Raw genomic sequence first — 21714 nt, 5'->3', positions numbered from 1 at the left:
TCTCCTGTCCATTTTGCTGCCATGAGTCACGACTCGAATCCTCCTGCCACGCGGTCATCCGCCTCCTGGCAGCCGCCGACGGCACAGGAGCTTGCGGCGATGCTGCCGCAGTATGAAATCGAGATGTTGCTGGGTCGTGGCGGCATGGGGGCGGTGTACAAGGGGCGCCAGATCTCGCTGGACCGTCCTGTCGCCATTAAGATTCTTTCCAACACGCTCGATGAGGCCGACACCAGCTTTGCGGAGCGCTTCAAGAACGAGGCGCGCGCCATGGCAAAGCTCACCCACCCCGGCATCGTCGCGGTATATGATTTCGGCCAGACGGCGAGCGGGCTGCTCTACATCGTGATGGAGTTCGTTGAGGGCACGGATGTCTCGCGCATGATCGCCCAGCAGAAGCGCCTGCACACGGACCATGCCATGGCGATCACCGCGCATGTATGCGACGCGCTGGCCTACGCGCATGAACGCGGTATCATCCATCGCGACATCAAACCGGCGAACATCATGGTCGGCTATGACGGCGTGGTGAAGGTGGCGGACTTCGGTCTGGCGAAGATGACCCAGAGCGGGGAAAGCGGCCTGACCCAGAGCGGCATGGCAATGGGCACGTTGTGCTACATGGCTCCGGAAGCCCTCATGCTCGGCACTGGCGTGGATCACCGCGCCGATATTTATGCGGTGGGCGTCATGCTGTATCAAATGCTCACTGGCAAGCTGCCGCAGGGCATGTTTGAGCTGCCCTCGCTGCAGGTGCCGGGCCTCGACCCGCGCTACGACGGGATCATTGCCAAAGCGCTGCGGGATGACCGTGAGATGCGCTACCAGAGTGTGCTGGAGATGCGGCAGAATCTCGACAGCATCCTGACGCAGCCAGTGGTGAAAGTGGAGGAAAACGCCAAGCAAGCTCCTGCCGCATTGCCCACGCAAGCGCGCCCCCAACATCCCGGCGGGCAGCCGTATCGTCCGCAGCAGCCTCAAATCGTCGTTCGCACCGCAAAGAACAGCTCCCCATTGTTGTGGGCGGCGCTGATTGCGATAGGCGGTGTTGCAGGGTGGCTGTTCCTCAAGGATTCAGGCGGCAGCGGCGTCCCATCGCCCGAAATCGCGCCCGTAGCCAGCTCCAGTCCGGCGGTTGCCAGCACACTTCCCCAAAGCAGCGGCACTATCTCCGCCACGAAGGAGCCGCCCTTCCTGAACAGCCTCGGGATGAAGTTCTTGCCCGTGCCGATCACTGGTGGGCCGACGGATAAGCAACGCGTGCTTTTCAGCGTGTGGGAGACTCGCGTGCAGGACTACGAGGTGTTCATGCAGGAGACCAAGCTCGCACGAGTGAATGTGAAATTTGAGCAGGGACCAATGCATCCGATGGTGGCGGTGAGTTGGGACAATGCACAAGCGTTCTGTGTGTGGCTCACGGATCGCGAGCACAAAGCTGGACGGCTCGGTACAGCGGAGAGTTACCGGCTGCCGACGGATCATGAGTGGAGTTGTGCCGTGGGCATCGGCGGGCAGGAAAACGTGGCAAGAAGGCCGAAAGAAAAAGGGACGTGGAAAACAGTGAATGGGAAAGGCGTTATCCCCGAAGTGTTTCCATGGGACGGCGCATGGCCGCCGCCTGATGGAGCGGGCAATTACAGGGGCGAAGAGATTATCGAATCAGAGTTGAACAAAAATATGACAGCGGTGCCCGGCTATAGGGATGGGTTTCCGGCGACGGCGCCCGTGGGCAGCTTTGCGATCAACCGGTTCGGTTTGTATGACATTGGTGGAAACGTCTGGGAGTGGTGTGAAGATATTTTTGACATCGAAAGCACCTCTCGTGTGGTCCGCGGTGCATCGTGGCAAGAAGGTAGCCGCATCGGACTGTTGTCATCATGGCGGCGTGACTTCCAGCCCGCTTACCACCTCAGCGATGTCGGTTTTCGTTGTGTGGTCGCTCCTACCACTCCCACGCCACCGACCGCCACATCTGCCGCGCCCACTCCAGCGACCATCGTTTCCGCGCCCGCTTTCGATCTTCAGCAGCTCCCCGATTTCCGCACCCGCGTCGCCAACTACCAGAAGGCACGTTATGCGCAGCTCAGTGATCTGACCACGAAATACCGTGCCGCACTAGTCACTGCGAAGGATGCGGCGGTCAAAAGCGGCGTGCTGACCGAGGCTGCTGCTGCGGATGCCGCCATCGCCCACGCCACGGCGTTCGTAGCGGTGATCGAGAAAAATTTGAGCGCCACAGCAGTCGTGCCTCTTCCTGCACTCCCGGCTCTGAAAGATCCGGCACCGCCACGCCTCAAGGAGTTGCGCGACATCTTCGTGCGCGAGACTGCCAAGATCGAAATAACCCTCGTCACCAGCCTGGACCAGTCTCTCGCCAGTGTGCATGCCTCGCTGACAACCGCCGCGAATGCCAACGCCGCGAAGACGGTGGAAACCTATCGGCAGCAGATGATGGCCGTGTTCAAGACATCCCAGGCGGTGGTCACAACCACCAGCCAGTCGTCATCCACGGAGTCGCCATTGCTCTCAGCCACCAAGGACAAGCCCTTCGTGAACACTCTCGGCATGAAGTTCGTGCCGGTGCCAGGAATCAAGGTGTTGTTCTGCATTCATGAGACACGGAAGGCGGACTACGCCGCTTATGCGGCCAGCGCCGCCAATGTGGACACCAGTTGGAAGAAGGGTGACGACCAGGAGCAGCAACCGGTAGTGCGAGTGAGCTGGGAGGATGCGAATGGGTTCTGCGCATGGTTGAGCAAGAAGGAAGGACACGCCTACCGGCTTCCCACCGATGAGGAATGGAGCTACGCGGTGGGCATTGGCGAAAGGGAAGCGCAGGAAACCCCGAAGGGCAGTCCCCAAGATAAGTCTGGGAAGATCGAGGGTGTGTATCCATGGGGAGGGTACTATCCGCCGACGCCACAGGATGGAAATTACGTCGCCAGCATCGTGAATGACGGCTACTCCTGGACTGCGCCGGTGATGAGTTTCAAGCCCAACGCGCTGGGCCTCTATGACATGGGCGGAAACGCATGGGAGTGGTGCCAGGATCACCCTCATCCATCCATGCAGGCTCGGGTTTTGCGTGGTGGCTGCTGTGCACTCGACCGCGAGCCGCCGCTGTCCTCCAGCCGCAGTAGCAACCGGCCTGATTGCCACATTGCAACCTACGGTTTCAGGTGCGTGTTGGCTGAAGGCCAGTCATCAATTGCCACCACTGCGCAGCCTGCCACAAGCACCGTCTCACCCCCTGCTGGCGGCAGTGTTTCGACAGTTCAGCCTGTAAACTCGACATCTTCGGCCAAGGCCGACCCGGCAGTGAGTCGGCTGGCAGCCGCCGCCAAAGCATTCCCGCTCACCAGCATGCCCGAGTCTGCCAAAGATCGTGCGCGGAGAGGGGTGTCCATCGTGAAAGTCATCGCCACTGACATCAAGGTGGCTCTGCAATTGTCCAAAGAGCAGGAGGCGTGGATCAAAAAGCGTGACGAAAAACTCCAGACCGACTGTGGCTTGGTGAGGATTCGCGAGGCGGCCAACGGCGGCGGCTCCAACCAGGTGGTGGAACTGCACGGTGAGGCGTTGCGGGATGTACTCGAACAGTTTTCGATGGAGCAATTGCTGACTTGGGAGGCCATTCTCGGTCCAGACGCACAGCAGATGCGAAGTTACACCGGCGGTCCCTACCTTGATGCCATCAAGAAAAAACGACTGGCGGGCATTCCGCCGGGTGGCTGAACGTAGCAACCGAGGTTGAGGCAGTGGCGGCGGTATCTTTTCTTGCGCACTCGTTCACAAGACTTGCCCGCCGCGCCGTTCTCTGAAACAGTGCGGCGGTATTTCCATTTTTTTGCCTGTGAAACCCAATCCGGATTCCCCCTCACCCGCTGATCCCAAGGAACCGCAGTCGTTCGACACGGGAAATGTCACGCTTGGGCCGGAAGATATGACGATCGCGGTGCCGAGCCTGAAGAGCAGCGTGCCACCGGCCAAATCACCGGCAGCACCGGTGCCTGACACGGAGTTGAGCACGGGGAATGTCACGCTGGGGCCGGAAGACCAGACCATTGCCATTCCAAATCCCAGCCGCTCGCTGCCTGCGGCGACGATGGGTTCGAGCCAGCCGCGCTCGCTTGCGGACACGGGGAACATCACCCTCGGCCCGGAGGACATGACGATCGCCATTCCGACGAACAAGCAGCCGACGATGCCTGGCGCGGCGACGATGCCGAGTCACGGTGGTCTGCCGGCCGCCACTGGAAGCTCGATGGCTTCCATGGGCAGCACTTCGAAGCCCAGATCGCACATGGAGTCGCTCACCGGCAATGACGGCTGGATCGGCGACCGCTACCGTCTGCTCGATAAACTGGGCGAGGGCGGCTTCGGTGTCGTTTATCGCGCGGAGCAGGTGAAACCGATTCACCGCATCGTGGCGATCAAGATTGTGAAGGCGGGCGTGGCTTCGGCGGACATCCTGGGCCGTTTCGCCATCGAGCAGCGGACGCTCGCCATCATGGAGCATCCGAACATTGCGCGCATTCTCGATGCGGGTGAAACGGACATCGGCGCGCCCTATTTCGTGATGGAGATGGTGAAGGGGCGCTCCATCACCAGCTACTGCAAACAAAACGATCTCGATCTGCGCCAGCGCCTGGCGCTGTTCATTCCCGTCTGCCGTGCGGTGAATCACGCGCATCAGAAGGGCATCATCCACCGCGACATCAAGCCCGGCAACATCATGGTGATGGACGAGGCCGGCAAGGCGGTGCCCAAGGTCATCGACTTCGGCATCGCGAAGGTTCTCGAAGGCGAAGGCTCCGGCCATACCATCGCCACGGGCGTCGATCAACTCGTCGGCACGCCGGGATACATCAGCCCGGAGCAAATCGAGAACGGCAGCTCGCATGTGGACACACGCTCCGACGTCTATGCGCTGGGCGGCGTCTTTTTTGAACTGCTCTGTGGCAGGGCGCTCATCACGCCTTCGGACATCGCGCAGAAGCCGATCCACGTCCTGCTGCGTGATCTGGCGGAGAAAGACCCGCCCAAGCCTTCCACCATCGAGCCTTCCGTTCAGGGTGATCTCGACTGGATCGCGCTCAAGGCGCTCGAGCGTGACCCCAACCGTCGCTACGGCAGCGCGGACGATCTCGCCGACGACATCACGCGCTACCTGAGCTTCGAACCGATCACCGCACGTCCGCCGAGCAGGCGTTACCTGATCACGAAGTTCGTGCGCCGTCATCGTGTCGGTGTCGCAGCTGCCATCGCCATCTCGCTCGCTGTCCTGATCGGCGGCATCACCAGCACCGCGATGTATTTCAAGGCGGAACGCAACCGCATCGAAGCCGAGCTTGGGCGGACGAACCTGATCAAATCCTACAGCCGCTCCGACGAGCAGATGGCCCGCCAGTTCACGGAGCGCGGCCAGTACAATGATGCTGTTGCCTATCTGGTCCGCTCTCTGCGCACCAATCCAGCCAACGATCTTGCCTCCACGAATCTGCTCTCGTTGCTGGCGAACGTGCATCTCATCCGTCCTGACACCGCGCCTCTGGCGCTGCCCGAAGGCGCCAATGAGGCGTCCAAAGTGGCCATCAGCCGCGAGACGGGTGTGGCGCTGGCCGTCTGCCGCATCGCGCCCAAAGTCATGCCCGCGCCGGGGCAGACCGTGTCGATGCGTGAAATCCTCTCCACCTGGAACATGAAAACCGGTGAGCGTACCGATCATCCGGTCCCTCCCGGTGTCGAGATCACCTGCCTGGATGTCACACCCGACGGCCAGCAGGCCGTGATCGCGCGTGATGATGGCAATGTGGAGCTCTGGTCGCTCAAGGACGGCAAGCGCCGCAATCTCCAGCCGCGTTTGCCGAATATCGTCACCTGCATCGCCTTCTCTGGCAACGGCACCAAACTCCTCGCGGGCAGTGAGATCGACACGGACGGCATGGGCCACATCCACCTCTGGGATTTGCGCAAGCCGCAGGAACCCGCCCTCGTGATGAAGCAGAAAGGCGTGGTGAGTGAGATCGCGGTGGATGATGACGGCATCTTCGCCGCCTCCATTTACAGCGGTGATCCCATCAATCCCGAAGGAGACGACGGCGCTGCCACCACCTGGGATCTCCGTCTCGGGCAGGCCATTGGTGATCCCATTGAGGTGGACAAAGGTTTGTTGCATGTGGCCATCGAACCCAAGCAAGAACTCATCGCGTTGGGCATGAACAACGGCACCGTTTTTGTCGGCAGCTTCCGCAATGGTGGTGAACACATTCCGCCGATCACTCATCCGTCCTCGGTCACCTCGCTGGCCTTCAGCGCGGATGCTAAATCCATCATCGTCGGCGACGGCGGCGGTTACGTTCACATCTGGAATCTGAGTGATGGCAAGCTGCGTTTCCCCACCCGCCAGCATGACGGTGAAGTCATCCGGGCCATGCCTGCTGCGGATACCAGTCTCGTGGCCAGCGTGTCGCGGCATGGTGAGGTCAGCGTGTTTGACGTCCAGACCGGCGCGGTGCTCTCCACACGCCTCCAGCAGACCGTCAACGACGCCAGAATCACGCGCGATGGCTCCATGCTCGCCCTCGCTCCCGGCGGCATCCCCTTCGTGCAGGTCTGGAACATCCACGAGCGCATGTCGGGCCGCAAATTCGTCGATGTGCTCGACAAGGATCTGATCACCCGCATCAAAGGGCCGGACAATTCGCCGCGGCAGTTGCGCGATTCCGAGGCCGGTGGCGCCAATCGCAAGAAGACCATGTACGCCGCCGCCGATCCTGACGGCACGGTGTTCATCTACGATGCCAAAACGCTCAAGCCCATCGGCGCGCCCTTCCAGCATCCGCCGGCGGTCGGTGCGGTGACTCTGACCCAGGACGAAAAGCTGCTCATCACTTCCGGTCGTGACCGTGAGGTGCGTGTGTGGGACATCGCCACACGTCAAAACATCGTCACCATGAGTCACGACTCCTACGTGCCGGTGCTGGCGCTCAGTCCCGATGACGAACGCCTCGTCACCGTCACCGACGAAGGCGAGCTGCGCGTGTGGAACCTGCGCACCGGCGATTGTCTCACGCCGGCCATTCGCGACACGCCACGCAGCAGCAGCGAGGAGGAAGGCATCGTGGTCGCCCGTGTGTCCGAGGACGGGCAGAGCGTTCTGTTCCGTGTCTCCGGCCACGGCTTTTTCAGCGCGCCCATGCCGCCGAAAGGCGCGCCGCTTCCCGAATGGTTCCTCAAACTCGCGGAGAGCCTCGCCCGCCGCCGCCTGACACCCGATGGCAGAACCGAGGAGCTGACGTTGGCGGATTACGAGGCCGCCGTCGCCGCCATTCCCAAAACACCCGCCAAGGACGAAGAAGCCGCCGCGCGCTGGGCCAACTGGCTGCTCGCCGCCGCCGCCACACGCCCGCTCTCACCGCAGGAGGACAAACCCTTTGAGGAATACCTCCGCGCACTCAAGGAACAGGGTTCCCCCGCCGCCGCCCGCGAATACCTGCGCTATCGTCCCAAGGACAAAGAAGCCGCCGAGCGCTCCGCCAAACTCGTCCCCACGCCGCCGAAGTAAGAAAGAAGCACGAAGGACACTCTTGGAAGCCATGAAAGAATCGGACCCGCAAAAGCTGCTGCTGGCGGCTCTGCTGTGGCGGCGGACGGTGGTGTCGCAGCAGTGGCTGGCGGAAAAGCTCCACATGCAGAGTGAGGCGAATGTAAGCCAGCAACTCAGGCGTCTTGACCGGAAGCAGGCGATGAAGAAGGCCCCCGAGGAGTTGAAGCACTTTCAGGAGGAAGCTGATGCGCCGAAATAATGAATGCAGACCTTTTGTCAGGCAGTTGCAGCTTGAACCGTTTCCTCCGAATCTGGACCTTGGCTAGCCCGATTTTACATTGGTCCAAAAGCAGGCCAGCTTCAATGGCAGCAAGGTTGGCCCAAGCCCTAACCACAGACATCTAATGACATTGATAACAAAAGGGCTTTTTTGCCGCTGGATCCGCAGCTTTCTGCTTCTGCTTTTTACTCTCTTGAGTGCGTGCGTTGACGACAAAGGGCCGCCTCCTTCATCTGTGATTATTGGCGCTGGGTGGAGCAAATTTCAGAAGAACGTCAACTGGGAGTCCTACGAGGGAATAATGGTGGGTGCGTATGCTTGTGTTCTGCAAATAGATGCGCCTACTCATCAAGCGTTAGTAGAAGCGATGGGCGTCAATGTGACTTTTAATACCGTTGAGGACACATCTACAGATGTGCGATTGATTGGTAGTTTTTTCCAGCACTCACCTGAATGGCAGAAGATCAAGGCATCGGACGTGGATCATGGATGGAAACGAGAGGGTGTAATTAAACGCAATGGGTCGAATTGGCGAAGAACCACATATCTTATCTCAGTGCACATGGGCACTGGGTTTGAAGATTATCTGATTCAGATAGAGGAGCCGGTTAAAAAATAAACGAAAGTGAACCCACAGCGCCGTTAGCGTCACGCCAAGCACCGTCTGAGAGCACTGGCATCGTAAGCGTCGTAGCTGATTAGCTATACGACGCATATGGACACGCCGACTCTCGTATTGAAGACTGACAGTCGTGGGCGGGTGCGCACGCCGCCGGAACGGCGGGCCGCTCTGCTGGCGGAGTTTGCGCGCGGCGGGCGGCCAAACTCTCTCTCTTTACAGGAGGCTCACCCCGCGATCACCGCCGCGCGTGCATTCTCCTCCGCGCCGGTTTTTTGCAGGTAGTAGTCGTAATCGCCCGAGTAGGCGGTCACACTTGCCTTCCGTGCTGTGCAGAAAAAAGAATTGCGTTATTTCACCTATGCCCTCTAATCGAACATATTGATTTTGAATGAAAGGAATCACAAAATGAGACACACGTTTATTGCCGTCATTCTGACTATCGCTTCACTTGTCTTCACAGCGTCCGGGTTCTCGCAGACAACCCTCAACAATGGTCAAATGGTCATCGGCCTGAGTGGCAGCACAAGCAGCCAGCGCACTTACCGCATCACGGTGCCCACGGGCCAGACCAAGCTGGAGGTCAAAACTTATGGCGGCAGCGGTGACGCGGATCTCTATGTCAAGCGTGGAGCGCTGCCAACGACCTCCAGCTACGATCTCTCCGGCCAAAGCGGCAGCAACACGGAAACCGTGACGATGTACAACCCCTCCCCAGGCGACTGGTTCATTTTGGTCCGTGCCTACGCGGCCTACTCCAATCTGACGCTGGTGGCCGCCTACACCGGCCCCGTTGCGGCGGCAGCAGTGGCCACGCCGGTGATCAATCCCGGCAGTCAAAGCACGATGAGCGCGGTGACCGTGTCGATGAGCAGCGCCACCAGCGGCGCGACCATCCGCTACACCACCAACGGCAGCGACCCGACCTCCGGTTCAACGGCTTACGTCGGCGCATTTCCCTTGAGCACTTCAGCCACGGTCAAGGCGCGGGCGTTCAAGAGCGGGATGACCGACAGCGGGGTTGCCACCACCTCGTACACCATCAGCATTCCATCCGGTCCCGCCAACAACAACTTTGGCAGCCGCATGACGATCACCAGTGCCGGAGGCGTAGTGAGCGGGAGCAACGCCAACGCCACCAAGGAGAGCGGGGAACCGAGCCACGCAAGCAATGCGGGTGGCAGGTCGGTGTGGTGGACCTGGACGCCATCAGCCAGTGGTAGGGCAACCATTAGCACGGCAGGCAGTTCCTTCGACACGCTGCTAGCGGTTTACACGGGCAGTGCAGTCTCCGCGCTGACGCCGGTGCCGTTGGGCAGCAATGACGATTTTGGCAGCTCGAATACCAGTCAGATCAATATTGCCGTGACGGCAGGCGTGGCTTACCAGATTGCAGTGGATGGATTCAGTGGCAGCAGCGGCAGCATTTCGCTGACGGTCACGACAGAAACCCCTGTGGTGCTGCTGCTTCATGGAATGAACAGCGACCCATTCACTTGGAATAGCTTCATCAGTGACCCGGCTTACTTCAATTATGCTCCTTATATCGTCCCCAGTGTGCCCACGATCTATGCGGGTGTGATACAAGGTCAAGGTTTCCCTCCCCAACCGGCGACTCCAGACAACAAAGGAGTTCGTTATTACCGGGTCAAGTTCGGCCAGTATGATCGCAATCCCGGCCGGACGGGTTTGGAAAATGTTGTCTCAACCTCCTCCCAAGGAGAAAGTGGAGATTTCAGTTCTTTCACTAACCACGCCGACGAAGTCAGAGATGCGATTGCTAATATTCGAACCAGCTTTGCCAATGCCAAAATTCTCCTGGTGGGTCATAGCCGCGGAGGCATCGCGGGAAGATCATTCCTCCAAGGTGCCGCTTCCTCTGCTGAACGTAATGCGGTAGCGGGTCTCCTGACTGTAGGCACCCCGCACTTGGGCAGCCCCCTCGGGCGCATCTACCAATTCCTCAAAGACAACCCGCGTACAACTTCGAATGACTGGAGACTCGTGGATGAACTCCGTGGCGCTGCTGGTTATGGTGCCTATAAGAATAGTTTGGATGTGCGCAGACCAACAATTGGCGACCTCGCGTCAGGTCCAGGACTTCCTAATCCGCCGTCTCCAATCGATCTTCTCGCCCAAGGCACCGGCAACCTGCCAGTGGGAATCAAATACGGGACTGTCCAATTCGATGGGCAGGCCTTTGGAGTGGTTCATAATGAACCCACCGGCGTTCAGTCGGGATTTGTTTCTGTGTTCTTCGGAGGCGGCGCTGGGCCCTATACCTTTAGCGCATTGACAGACGCAGCACGAAATTACATCGTCAGCGGCACGTCAATCGCTGCCAACCGTGGAGATGGTATCGTTCCCTTCGCTAGCCAGACGTTTTCAGGCAGTGGCATTTCTGTCACCCCTTTCGCCAACACCCAAGGGATCTTGCACACCAAAGAGCCGGAGCAGAAGATCGACATCCGCACTGCCATGAAAGGCTTGGTCAACTGGTGGAATTAATGAGCGCTAGGACACATCGGGTTCTCGTTGGAAGTTGTTTATTAACTGCCATTCTCGGCGTGGGCCTTTGGGTTCATCTGGCAGTTGATGCTTCCACGAAGAAACTAAATGGAGTTGAAATTGCCGCCCGAAATACCCGGTCAAAGTCGGCACCATCTCCTAACCGGCAGATCCCCAAATATACTTCTGCGCCGCCGCCTCCAGCCACCTTTGCACCGAACAGCGGGGCTCTGGCGCAACAACCGGTCGCAATCCGCATGGAATACGCCGCTAATATGCACGCTAAGTCAGCGAATGATTTGCTGGCCTTGTGGCGCGAGGCTTTCAAAGCCGCAGATGATCCGCTGAAACTGGATTTCATCGCCAACGCCCTTGCGATGAAGCTGCGTGATCCCACCGGCAATTTAACCGCGGTACTCCAGCAGGTTCGGGAGGTCTTCATGGACGCAAGCAACATCCCTTTTGCTCGCTGGCAGGCTGCACAGATTTTAGGACAGGCAGCAACCCGAGAAACAGTTGGGACACTTCTGTCTTTGCTTGCGTCCACAAATCAACCTGAACCTAGGGGCTGGCTTTTGGATCAGATTGCGCAGGCATCGCAAAACAACTGGTCAGGACATTTTCACGAGGAATTCACGGATTTGCTCACCAAAGCGTGGCAGGAAACCTCGCAGCCTGACGTCCTGCCCACCTTGGGGTTCGCCCTGGCCTCAGTCGGATCAGACAAGGCGTTCGACTTACTTTTTGCCGAAATCGAACAGGGTGGATTGACGGTCAGCGAGTTTGAGAAAAATGCGGGGGAAAGAGCATGGGTGGCCTTCTCGAGTTTGGAGCATGTGTCTAACCCTGACGCATCGTCATACATGGAGGGCGAGCTGTGGGCTGGCGCCATAGACTCCATCACGAGTTCTGCTGCCGGTTATAGTCTAGCGAAGATGGGAGATCCCCAAGCTACCGCAGTCTTATTGAAATACGTCCAAGCAAATGCAAATGATCTGACTCCACACGTTGAAACATGGTTTTCACAAATGCGCGACGAACAATCAGTAAAGTTGGTGGATGCGCTGCTCAAGACAGATAGTTTTGCGAACCCTCAAAACAGAGCCGCCCTTTCAAACACTCTCGCTACTTGGCTCGCCCAGCGAAGCGAGAATCTCAGGCCCCTGGTTGACCAATGAGAGCGAGAGCGCTCAAAGAAGTTGAGAAGCACCAAAGGTAGATTTTCCAGTTTGCAATCTCTTGTTTATGTCGATGCCAACGGATCGCGAAAAGAAATTTTCCGCTAGGTCAACCGCAACGGTTGCGTCTTTGCTTAGCCTCGGGGGCGTCTATGCCATCTACCTTTTCGGATTCTCATCCAACGACCACGAATTAACAACGCACCTGGACAGGGTGAATTCGACTTCAAAAGCCAGCCCGGCAACCAAAGAAAGACGGCACCCCATCATGCCCATGGCACAGACTGGCGATGAGTTTACATCTGCGCGGTTCCAATTGCGTTCAGGCCAGGAAACAACCACGCTGGAAGCTGCACAAAGGCTGGCTGCCCAAGGCACGCCAGAGGCGCTACACGAACTCGCCGCTTTAATCGCGGGCCTCCCTCCAGGAGCCATTCGTGAACAAGTTGTTCGTCTCGCCTCTGCCATCAGCAACCCCGCCGCCGTGCCTGCTGCCTTGAAACTGCTCCAATCTTCCGCAGACGCGGGTGTGATCCGCATGTGCCAGGAGATTTTTTCCAAACTAGCGACTACCGAAACCATGCAGTCCATCCTGGACATGCATGATAACTCGACTGACCCCGCCTTGCGTGACCGCCTGGAAAGAACGGTCGCCACCATCTCCAACGAGGAAGCGCTGCCGGCTCTCAAATTTGTGGTGATGGACACCACGATGCCGACAACAGACGGCATGATCCGCGCAAGCGCCCAGGCATTGCGGCAGATGGGCACCGCACCGGCTGTGGATGCCCTGATCGAACGGCTGAACTCCGAGCAGAGCGATGCCGCTGGCGGCATCATCGCCGAGCAGATAGCGGGCATTCGAAATCCCGTTGCTGAGCCAAGCCTGCACACAGCGGCAAGAGGCAACAGCAAGTTTGCCACCAATGTGCGCACCCGAGTGGCTGCCATCGGGGCTTTATTGAATCATCCCTCTGCGGAAACTCAAGAACTGCTGGGAGCATTGAGCAATGACCCGCAGCAGGAGGTTGCATCCTCAGCCAAGGAAATCCTGAGCGAGATTCAGCGACGATTGAACAAGTAGAAACCGCCAAAAGCGGAATTTCCAAACCGGCTCAAACTCCGCAGTCGGCCATACGGCACCGTCGCCGCCAAGAGATCAATGTCTCCGCCTTCCTCCAAGACTCGGGAGTCACCCCGCAATCACCGCCGCGCGCGCATTCTCCTCCGCGCCGGTTTTTTGCAGGTAGTAGTCGTAATCGCCTGAGTAGGTGGTCACCTTGCCTTCGGTGATGTGCAGGACCTTCGTCGCCAATGAGCGGATGAAATGCACGTCATGGGAGATGAAGACGAGTGTGCCCTCGAACTTTTGCAGCGCGAGGATCAGGCCTTCGATGGCCCAGATGTCGAGATGCGTCGTCGGTTCGTCCATCAGCAGCAGGTTCGGCGGATCGACGAGGAATTTGACCAGGTTCACGCGGCTCTTCTCGCCACCGCTGAGCACGCGGCATTTTTTATGCACGTCCTCACGCTTGAAGAGGAAGGAGCCGAGAATGCTGCGCGCTTCATCCTCGCGGATTTCCGGCGCGACGCGTTTCAGCTCCTCCAGCACGCTGCAATCGGGATCCAGCGTGTCCGCGCGATGCTGCGAGAAGTAGCCGAGCTTCACATTGGTGCCCAGTTTGCGCTCGCCCTTCTGAAACGGCACTTCGCCGGCCAGAATCTTGATCAGTGTCGATTTGCCCGAGCCATTCGGCCCCACCAGCACCGTGCGCTCGCCACGCTCGATTTCGAGGTCAAGGCCGCGATAGACCTGCTTCGTGCCGTAGGCCTGATGGATGTCCGTCAGCGCGATCAGGCGCTGTCCGCTGCGCTGCGGCTGCGGGAAATTGAAGCGGAAGGGTTTCCGCAGGGGCCGCGGCTTGTCGAGCTTGTCCATCTTCGCGAGCTGCTTCTCACGGCTCTGCGCCTGCGACGCCTTGGATGCCACGGAGCGGAAGCGGTCGATGAACTCCTGGATCTGCTCGATCTCCTTCTGCTGGTTCTTGTACGACTGATTCGCGCGCTCCCAGTTCGCCTCACGCTGTTCCAGATGCTCGCTGTAGTTGCCTTGGTAGGCGATGAAGCGGCCTTCGTCGATCTCATAGACCTGCTGCACCAGCTCATCCATGAAATCACGGTCATGCGAAATCATGAGGATCGCACCGGGGTAGTTCTTCAAATAATTGCGGAACCACATGAGCGCGATCAGGTCGAGGTGGTTCGTCGGTTCATCGAGCAGCAGCAGGTCCGGCTCCATCACCAGCAGTCGCGCCATGTGCGCACGCATCACCCAGCCGCCGCTGAACTCGCGCGCCTTGCGGTTGAAGTCATCTTCCTTGTAGCCCAGGCCCTTGAGGATGCGTTTCGCCTTCGCCTCGGCCTGCGGGTTCTCCAGAGCATCATGCTTGGCATGCGCCTCGAAGTATTCCGGGCCGGCCACATCGCCAGCGGCTTCAAACTCACGCAGAATCTTCTCCAGCGCCTCAATCTCGCCCGCCTTCCCCGTCGCCACCTCCAGCACGGTCTCCTCGCCGACGGGTTCGCTCTCCTGCGGCAGATAGCCGACGGTCGTCCACTCATCGCGGATGATTTCCCCGGCGTCCGGCGTGTCCGTTTTGAGGATCAGCGAGAACAAGGTCGATTTGCCCGCGCCGTTCGGCCCCACCAGCGCCACGCGCTCGCCATAGTTGATGGTCATCGACGCGGCGCTGAAAAGCGTGCGTGCATTGAAGGTCTTGGTGACGTCGCGGATCGTTAGCATTGCCTCTGCGTATCACCGTGGCGCCACCACTGCACGTGGTTTGTGCTCCGTGAGGATTTTTGACAGCGGCACCTCCACCGCATTTTCCCGGCCTAGGAACTCCAAAAGGACGCGCACCCGGTCCGCGCCGCTGAGCATCGCGTTCACGATGCCCTTCAGGCCGCGCATCGGCCCCTCGGTCAGTTCCACAGTATCTCCGACCTTCACGTCCACCAGCACCTCGCAAATTTCCACGTCGTGCATTTCCTTCTTCAGCTCCGCAATGGCCCTGTCAGGCACCGAAGTGAGGCTTCCGCCGAAATCGACCACCCGGATCACGCTCTGGGAGTATTTCACCGCCCGCATCGACTCGCTGGGAATGAACCGGGCGAAAAAATAGCTCGGAAACAGCGCCTCGACGAACCAGACCTTGCCCCGCCGTGTGCTCTTTTGAAAACGGATGCGCGGGCAGTAGGTCTCCACGCCTTCCAGCCCCGCCATCATCGAGGCGGCGATGTGTTCACACTTCGGGCGCGTGTGGACGACATACCATGCCAGGGTGTTTTCTTTCTTTTCTTTCATGCAGGGGGGAACGGCCTCAAACTGTCGCTTCACACTGCCACGGCAACCTCAATCCTCCCGCAGGAACATCGCGTTTGCGCATTTGGGCGGTCTGCGCCACCTATGCGCCCGTTTTTCTCCGCCCGCAGCGCATGTTTGCCGACCTCTACGACTATCTCTACCACCAAGCTCCCGCCGGCGGCATTCCGCTGAAAGGAACCGGCATCGTCGTGGCGCTCGCACTCATCGCGACGCATGGCTGGGCGCTGAAAAACACCGCCAAGACCCAGGCTTTCCTCAAAACCTTCCCCCGCACTTTCAAGTGGGGCGTGATTCTTCTCACGATTGATTTTCTCTGGAGCGTTTTCGCCCTCGCAAACATGGACATGGGCGAGTTCTTCCACATGCGCCGCACCTTCATCATGATCGTCGCCGGCGGTTTCGTGGCGGTGCTGATCTATGTGAAGGAATTCCTCGCCGTGCGTGCTCTTGGCGCGCTCATGCTGCTGGTCGCCGGCCCCGTGCTCACCGCCGCCTTTCTACAGCCGCAGACCAGCCGCCTGCTGCTGCCCATCCTGGCCTACGTCTGGATCATCGTCGGCATGTATTTCATCGGCATGCCCTTCCTCATGCGTGACTGGATCAACTGGGTCGTCGCCAAACCGCAGCGCTGGAAACTCGCGACGTATTCCGGCATCGCCTACGGCGTGGTGCTGCTTGTGACGGCGATTCTGTTCTACTGATGAAGCCACAGCCCCGCGTCCTCGTCATTCGTGGCGGCGCGATTGGCGACTTCATCCTCACGCTGCCCGCGATCCGGCTGCTGCGCGAAACCATTGCTGGATGTCACCTTGAAGTCATCGGCTACCCCGCCATCGCCGAACTCGCCCGCACCGCCGGTCTCGCGGATTCCGTGCGTAGTCTCGAACACCGCACGATGGCCCCGCTGTTCGCCAAAACCGCGCCCATCGACGAAGCGCTTGCGGAGCACCTGCGCAGCTTCAATCTCGTCGTCAGCTTCCTTTACGACCCCGACGGCCTCTTCCGCGCCAGCATGGAACGCGTCGGCGTCAAAACGCTCATCGAATGTTCACCACGCGTGCAAAGCGAAGGTGAACACGCATCGAAGCAGCTCGCGAAGGGCCTGGAAAAGCTCGCGATGTTCCTGGAGGACGATCACCTGCACCGAGCGCATTTCGAGCGCCGCCTTGATGACAAAACGCGCATCGCCATCCATCCCGGCAGCGGTTCGGAGAAGAAAAACTGGCCGCTGGAGCACTGGCTGCGGCTTGCGGACGAATTTTCCGATCACGAGGTCATTTTCATCACCGGTGAAGCCGAAGAAGCCCGTGGTGTGAAGATCCCGCAGCACACGAACTGGCATTCCCTGCCGCTCTCCGAACTCTCCGCCCGCCTCAGCACCTGCACGGCCTTTCTCGGTCACGACAGCGGCATCTCGCATCTCGCCGCCGCGTGCGGCGTGCCTTCGTTACTGATGTTCGGCCCCACCGATCCGGCCGTCTGGGCACCACCCCAGCCATGGGTGCAAATTTTGCGCGAGGAGAGCCATGATTTGTCCTCGCTGCCCTTTGAGCGCGTGAAATTGGCCGCTGCGCAAGTTGTGTCAAAATCGTAGCGTGTTAGCATCTCTCTCATGTCCGACGACAAAAAAACCGCACGTTTCCGCACCTTCCTCATCCTCGGCGCTCCTGGCAGCGGCAAGGGCACGCAGGGCAAGGTGCTTGGTTCCATCCCCCGTTTTCACCACCTCGCTTGTGGAGACGTTTTTCGCTCCCTCGACACCCGCACGACGCTCGGCCAGAAGTTTGTCGAATACTCCAGCCGTGGCGAGCTCGTGCCTGACGATGTGACCGTGCAGCTCTGGCGCGCGAACATCATTCAGCGAGTGGATTCCCATCAGTTCAAGCCCGAGATCGACTTCCTCGTGCTCGACGGCATCCCGCGCAATGTCGAGCAGGCCAAATACATGGAAGAGGACATCGAGGTGCTCAAAGTTTTCCACCTCTCTTGTCCCGACCGTACCGAACTGGCCCGCCGCCTGCGCAAACGCGCGCTCAAGGACAACCGCTTCGATGATGCGAACGAAAGCGTGATTCAAAACCGCTTTGCCACCTACGAAGCCGAAACCAAGCCGATCCTCGATCACTACGCAGGCGAACGCATCGTCGATATCGACGCCAGCCAGTCACCCGCCAAGGTGCTCTACGACATCCTCGGCAGCGTCATGACCCTGGAAGTCTGGCGCGAGCAGGAAAAGCTGCGGATCTAGTGCTGCGATGCGCGTCCTCTTCATCGGCACCGGCGACATCGGCCTTCCCTCGTTGGAATGGCTGCTCAACACGACCAAACACGAAGTCGTCGGCGTCGTCACGCAGCCGGACAAGCCCGTGGGCCGCAAACAGGTGCTCACCCCGCCACAGATCAAAGTGTGTGCGCTCGCCGCAGGCATTCACGTCATCCAACCGCCTAAAATTCGTCATGCCGTCGAGGAGTTGAAGGCTTTCAACGCCGATGTCGCCGTCGTCGTGGCATACGGCCAGATTTTGTCCCGCGCTGTGCTCGACGTGCCGAGATTCGGCTGCCTGAACATCCATGCCTCGCTGTTGCCCCGTCACCGCGGTGCCGCTCCCATTCAGGCCGCGATTCGCGATGGCGACACAGAAACCGGCGTCACCATCATGTTCATGGATGAAGGCCTCGATACCGGCGACATCCTGCTGATGAAGCGCCTGCCCATCGCCGCTGACGACACTGGCGGCAGCCTGCATGACAAGCTTGCGCTTCAAGCCCCCGCCGCGCTCGAAGAAGCGCTCGATCTCCTCGCCTCGGGCAACCCACCGCGTGAGAAGCAAAACGACGCCGAGGCCACGCATGTTCGCAAACTCACCCGCCAGGACGGCCGCATCGACTGGAATCGTCCCGCCATCGAACTCGACCGTCTCATTCGCGCGTTCACGCCGTGGCCAGGCACTTCCTGCGTGCTCAAGGATGCACAGATGAAGATCCATCGTGCTCAAGTCATCCCCGATGCCGAAGTCTGCCCATCACCCGGCACGATTGTCAGTGCTGATGCCAACGGCATCGTCGTGAGCTGCGGCAGCGGCCTGCTGAACCTGCTCGAAGTCCAAATCGAAGGCAGCAGACGTTTGTCTGCCGCCGACTTCTTGCGCGGGCACCCGCTGCAAGCGGGCGATGTGTTGTTGTAGGCCGGATTATTCCTGCAAGAAGACAAACACGCCCTTCTTGTTGCCGACGATCACATCGGTCTTGCCGTCCTTGTTCACGTCACCGGCGGAAACCTGGGTGCCGACACCGCTGTCGTTGTCGATTTGATGCGGAATCAAATCAGCGCTGCCTTTGCCATCGCGTTTGATCTGGAACCAATACAAAACGGCGGGCGCAGCGGGTTCGGCGTCCTTGTTTGGGCCGTGCGCCCAGTAGCGCTTGCCGGTGATGAGATCGAGCACGCCGTCGCCATCGACATCCGCCAGCGTGGTGGCGTGGGTTTGGGTGAACTTCACGCCGTGCGGGCTGTCCTCCGGCTTCTCACCGAGAATCTGATGCGTGGCGAAGCTTCCATCAGCCTTCTGCTCATACCAAGCGAAGCCGTAGCCATGCGCGTCCCAGCTCGTGAGCACGTCGTTGCGGCCATCGCCATTCACATCATAGACCTGCATCTGCGAACCACCGCGGGCACCGGCAGGGGCAAAAGGCACTTCATGGAATGCCCACTCTTCCGAAGCCGTGCCCGGCTGCTCGCGCCAGCCGTCCTTGTCGAGGATGTCAGGACGCTTGTCGCCATTGATGTCGCCGAAGCCGTAGCCATGCGTGTAGCGGAAGTAGCGCTTGATGTCCGGCTTGGCGATGGCGTGATAGGTTCCCCGTTGCGTGGGATTCGCCCAGTCTAGGGATGCATAGCCAAGGCGGCCACCCGTGTGGCAGATCAGCTCGGGTTTGCCATCGCCGTCCATGTCGCCGAGTTGCGGGGATTCATTGTCCGTCACGTCGAAAATGATGTGACGCTTCCACGCTTCGGTGGTGCGCTTGCCGGGATTCTCATACCAGGCCGTGATGTCGCCCGGCCAGGAGAACACGAGGATGTCCATCTTGCCGTCCGCGTTGAAGTCGTGCGTGTAGCTGAGGAAGTAATCGGAATAGCCGAGCGGATCGACGGCCTTGCCTTTGTACTCAGGCGCGGACTCGATGAACTTCGCGTGATTCGGAACGTACTGCTCGTCCGTCAGCGGCTTGTTGCGCTCAGCCTTCGGCGCGCTGTAAGCGGAACGCTCCTTGAATTCCGGCCCCCACCACACAAACGGCCCCGCGCAGATGTCGTTGTTCCCGTCTTGGTCAAAATCCGCGAAGTGCGCGCCTTCGCACCAGAACTCGTTGGAGAGCGTGAGCTTTTTGAACTTCAGGTCGGCGGCGCACAGCGGTAGCGCGAGCAACAGGGTGGAGATAAGCAGTTTGGTCATGGTGGTTGGCAGGGAACAACGTGGAGGCGGATGATCTTGCAGGCAGCGACTGTTTGCAAAATCATTCACGATCCCGCAGGGGATCAAAGAGGGTAGCCAGGGGTCAAAGACCCCTGGATCAAGTCGCGACAGCGAACACTCCCAAGGACGCATGCCGGAGGCATGCGAGAAGCGTTGCGAATTTGACGTGAACGAGGAGCCTTTGACGGCTTCTTGCATCCCTCCGGGATGCGCCCTTGAGGGCGACGAGGTGTTTTCGCCTTGTCCGGTGGTGTTCAGCCGCTTCGCGGCTTCGACCACCGGCTACCTTCTTTGATCCCTCCGGGATCGAACTTCATTCAATCGAGAAACTTCCCAGGGTTCAGAATCCCGTTCGGATCGAGGGCCGCTTTCAGCCGCAGGTGCGTTTCATGCGCGGCAGGAGAGACGGCCTCACGCCACCAGCGTTTTTTGGCGATGCCGATGCCGTGTTCACCAGTGATCGCGCCGTTCCAGGCGATGATTTGATGGAACAGGCGGTCGAGCGCGGCCTCGGCGCGTTCGCGGATCGCGGCATCGTCCATGGTGGGCACCATGATGTTCACGTGAATGTTTCCATCGCCCGCGTGTCCAAAGCTGGCGACGGGGAAACCGAACTCGGCCTGCAACTGCTCGGCGAAATCGACGAGTTCAACGAGTTTGCCGCGTGGCACAACGATATCCTCGTTCAGTTTGATCAAACCGGTGTTCCGCAGGCTATAACTGAACTCGCGGCGCAATTTCCAGAACGCCTCGCAGGCTTCCTCGCCCATCGCTTCCTGCAAACAGATGCAGCCGAGCTCGCGCACGAGCTTCGCGAGCTGTTGCAGCTCGCCTTTGACCGAATCGGCCTGGCCGTCGATCTCGACGAGTAGATGCGCATCGCCATCAGGCGTGACGGAAGCACCGAGATACTCGCGGGCGGCACGCAGCGTGAACTTGTCGGCGATTTCGAGGGCGCTGGGCAGGAAACCGCTGCCGAGGATGCGCTGCACGGCATTCGCGGCCTCGGCGAACGAATTGAAACCAGCGGAAAGCATTGCGCGCATCGGCGGATGTGGAATCAGCCGCAGCGTGGCCTCGGTGACGACACCGAGCATGCCCTCGCTGCCGACCATGAGGCCGACGAGATCGAAACCGGTCTTGTTTTTGTGACAACGCCCGCCCGCTTTCACAATCGAACCGTCTGCGAGCACCGCCTCCAAACCGAGCACATAGTGCCGGGTGACGCCATATTTCAGGCAGCGGGGCCCACCGGCGTTGGTGGCGATGTTACCGCCCAGGCTGCATTCTTTGAGCGAAGCCGGGTCGGGTGGATAAAACCAACCGAGTTTGCGTACCGCAGCCTGCAAATCTCCCGTGATCACACCCGGCTCGACGACAGCCACGCCGTCCTCCAGCGCGATCTCCTTGATCTTGTTCATGCGGGTCACCGAAAGCGCGATGCCTCCCTTCAACGGCACCGCACCGCCGACATAGCCGACGCGAGCACCTTGCGGCGTCACAGGAATCTTGTGCTCATTCGCGAAGCGCAGCGTTTTGGAGACATCTTCAGTGCTTTGGGCATGTACGACGACGTCGGGCGCGTTGGAGGCGAACCATTTGTCCGTGCTGTGCGTGGCGAGGTCCGCCTGCGTGACGGAAACGCGGTCGGGACCGAGGAGGGAAACGAGTTGATCGGCGAGAGAGGCCATCCGAGGAGACTGGCGAAGCGTAGCGTTCG

Annotated in this window: 15 protein-coding genes; 11 read left to right on the top strand and 4 right to left on the bottom strand. The window is 59.6% G+C overall.

Annotated elements, in window-relative coordinates:
• Nucleotides 1-21: 21 nt before the first annotated feature.
• The 7 genes from U1A53_RS04675 (at nt 22) to U1A53_RS04645 (ending at nt 13218) form a co-directional block, all read left to right on the top strand.
• Nucleotides 22-3735: an SUMF1/EgtB/PvdO family nonheme iron enzyme gene (locus U1A53_RS04675; protein ID WP_322279307.1), complete on the top strand. Its 3714-nt coding sequence runs from the start codon at nt 22-24 to the stop codon at nt 3733-3735.
• 118 nt (nt 3736-3853) lie between these two features.
• On the top strand, nt 3854-7567 hold the full coding sequence (locus U1A53_RS04670; protein WP_322279305.1) for a protein kinase: 3714 nt from the start codon (nt 3854-3856) through the stop codon (nt 7565-7567).
• 31 nt (nt 7568-7598) lie between these two features.
• Complete coding sequence (locus U1A53_RS04665; RefSeq protein WP_322279304.1) at nt 7599-7808, top strand: hypothetical protein; 210 nt, start codon at nt 7599-7601, stop codon at nt 7806-7808.
• Between the two features lie 145 nt (nt 7809-7953).
• Entirely contained in the window at nt 7954-8448 is a 495-nt protein-coding gene (locus U1A53_RS04660; protein ID WP_322279303.1) for a hypothetical protein, read from the top strand.
• A gap of 408 nt (nt 8449-8856) precedes the next feature.
• On the top strand, nt 8857-10956 hold the full coding sequence (locus U1A53_RS04655; RefSeq protein WP_322279302.1) for a pre-peptidase C-terminal domain-containing protein: 2100 nt from the start codon (nt 8857-8859) through the stop codon (nt 10954-10956).
• A 257-nt stretch (nt 10957-11213) separates the two neighbouring features.
• Entirely contained in the window at nt 11214-12134 is a 921-nt protein-coding gene (locus tag U1A53_RS04650) for a hypothetical protein (RefSeq protein WP_322279300.1), read from the top strand.
• A 73-nt stretch (nt 12135-12207) separates the two neighbouring features.
• A complete protein-coding gene (locus tag U1A53_RS04645; RefSeq protein ID WP_322279299.1) occupies nt 12208-13218 on the top strand; it encodes a hypothetical protein in 1011 nt (336 codons plus the stop codon).
• Nucleotides 13219-13326: 108 nt separating this feature from the next.
• Here the strand turns inward: U1A53_RS04645 and U1A53_RS04640 are convergent, their stop codons facing one another.
• On the bottom strand, nt 13327-14937 hold the full coding sequence (locus U1A53_RS04640) for an ABC-F family ATP-binding cassette domain-containing protein (RefSeq protein ID WP_322279297.1): 1611 nt from the start codon (nt 14935-14937) through the stop codon (nt 13327-13329).
• 12 nt (nt 14938-14949) lie between these two features.
• Complete coding sequence (locus tag U1A53_RS04635; protein ID WP_322279295.1) at nt 14950-15498, bottom strand: transcription termination/antitermination NusG family protein; 549 nt, start codon at nt 15496-15498, stop codon at nt 14950-14952.
• 131 nt (nt 15499-15629) lie between these two features.
• Between U1A53_RS04635 and U1A53_RS04630 the strand changes: the two genes are divergently transcribed.
• Genes U1A53_RS04630 through fmt form a run of 4 tightly spaced genes read left to right on the top strand, consistent with a single transcriptional unit; the run spans nt 15630 to nt 18704 of the window.
• Nucleotides 15630-16220: a hypothetical protein gene (locus tag U1A53_RS04630; RefSeq protein ID WP_322279294.1), complete on the top strand. Its 591-nt coding sequence runs from the start codon at nt 15630-15632 to the stop codon at nt 16218-16220.
• Complete coding sequence (locus U1A53_RS04625) at nt 16220-17113, top strand: glycosyltransferase family 9 protein (RefSeq protein WP_322279293.1); 894 nt, start codon at nt 16220-16222, stop codon at nt 17111-17113. Before U1A53_RS04630 ends, U1A53_RS04625 begins: the two co-directional genes overlap by 1 nt.
• 18 nt (nt 17114-17131) lie before the next feature.
• Nucleotides 17132-17767: a nucleoside monophosphate kinase gene (locus tag U1A53_RS04620; RefSeq protein ID WP_322279292.1), complete on the top strand. Its 636-nt coding sequence runs from the start codon at nt 17132-17134 to the stop codon at nt 17765-17767.
• 7 nt (nt 17768-17774) lie between these two features.
• Nucleotides 17775-18704 (top strand): methionyl-tRNA formyltransferase, encoded by a 930-nt coding sequence (gene fmt / locus U1A53_RS04615; protein ID WP_322279291.1) that lies wholly within the window; start codon nt 17775-17777, stop codon nt 18702-18704.
• 6 nt (nt 18705-18710) lie between these two features.
• Here fmt and U1A53_RS04610 read toward each other — a convergent pair whose 3' ends face one another.
• Together U1A53_RS04610 and U1A53_RS04605 are read right to left on the bottom strand one after the other, a co-directional pair.
• Nucleotides 18711-19973 carry a VCBS repeat-containing protein gene (locus tag U1A53_RS04610; protein WP_322279290.1) on the bottom strand — a complete coding sequence of 421 codons (1263 nt, stop codon included), beginning with the start codon at nt 19971-19973 and terminating at the stop codon, nt 18711-18713.
• A 338-nt stretch (nt 19974-20311) separates the two neighbouring features.
• Complete coding sequence (locus U1A53_RS04605; RefSeq protein WP_322279289.1) at nt 20312-21685, bottom strand: FAD-linked oxidase C-terminal domain-containing protein; 1374 nt, start codon at nt 21683-21685, stop codon at nt 20312-20314.
• Between the last annotated feature and the right edge of the window lie 29 nt (nt 21686-21714).

The organism is Prosthecobacter sp., assembly GCF_034366625.1.
GTDB lineage: Bacteria > Verrucomicrobiota > Verrucomicrobiia > Verrucomicrobiales > Verrucomicrobiaceae > Prosthecobacter.
The sequence above is the reverse complement of the archived record's forward strand: the minus strand, read 5'-3'. Positions and strand labels throughout refer to the sequence as shown.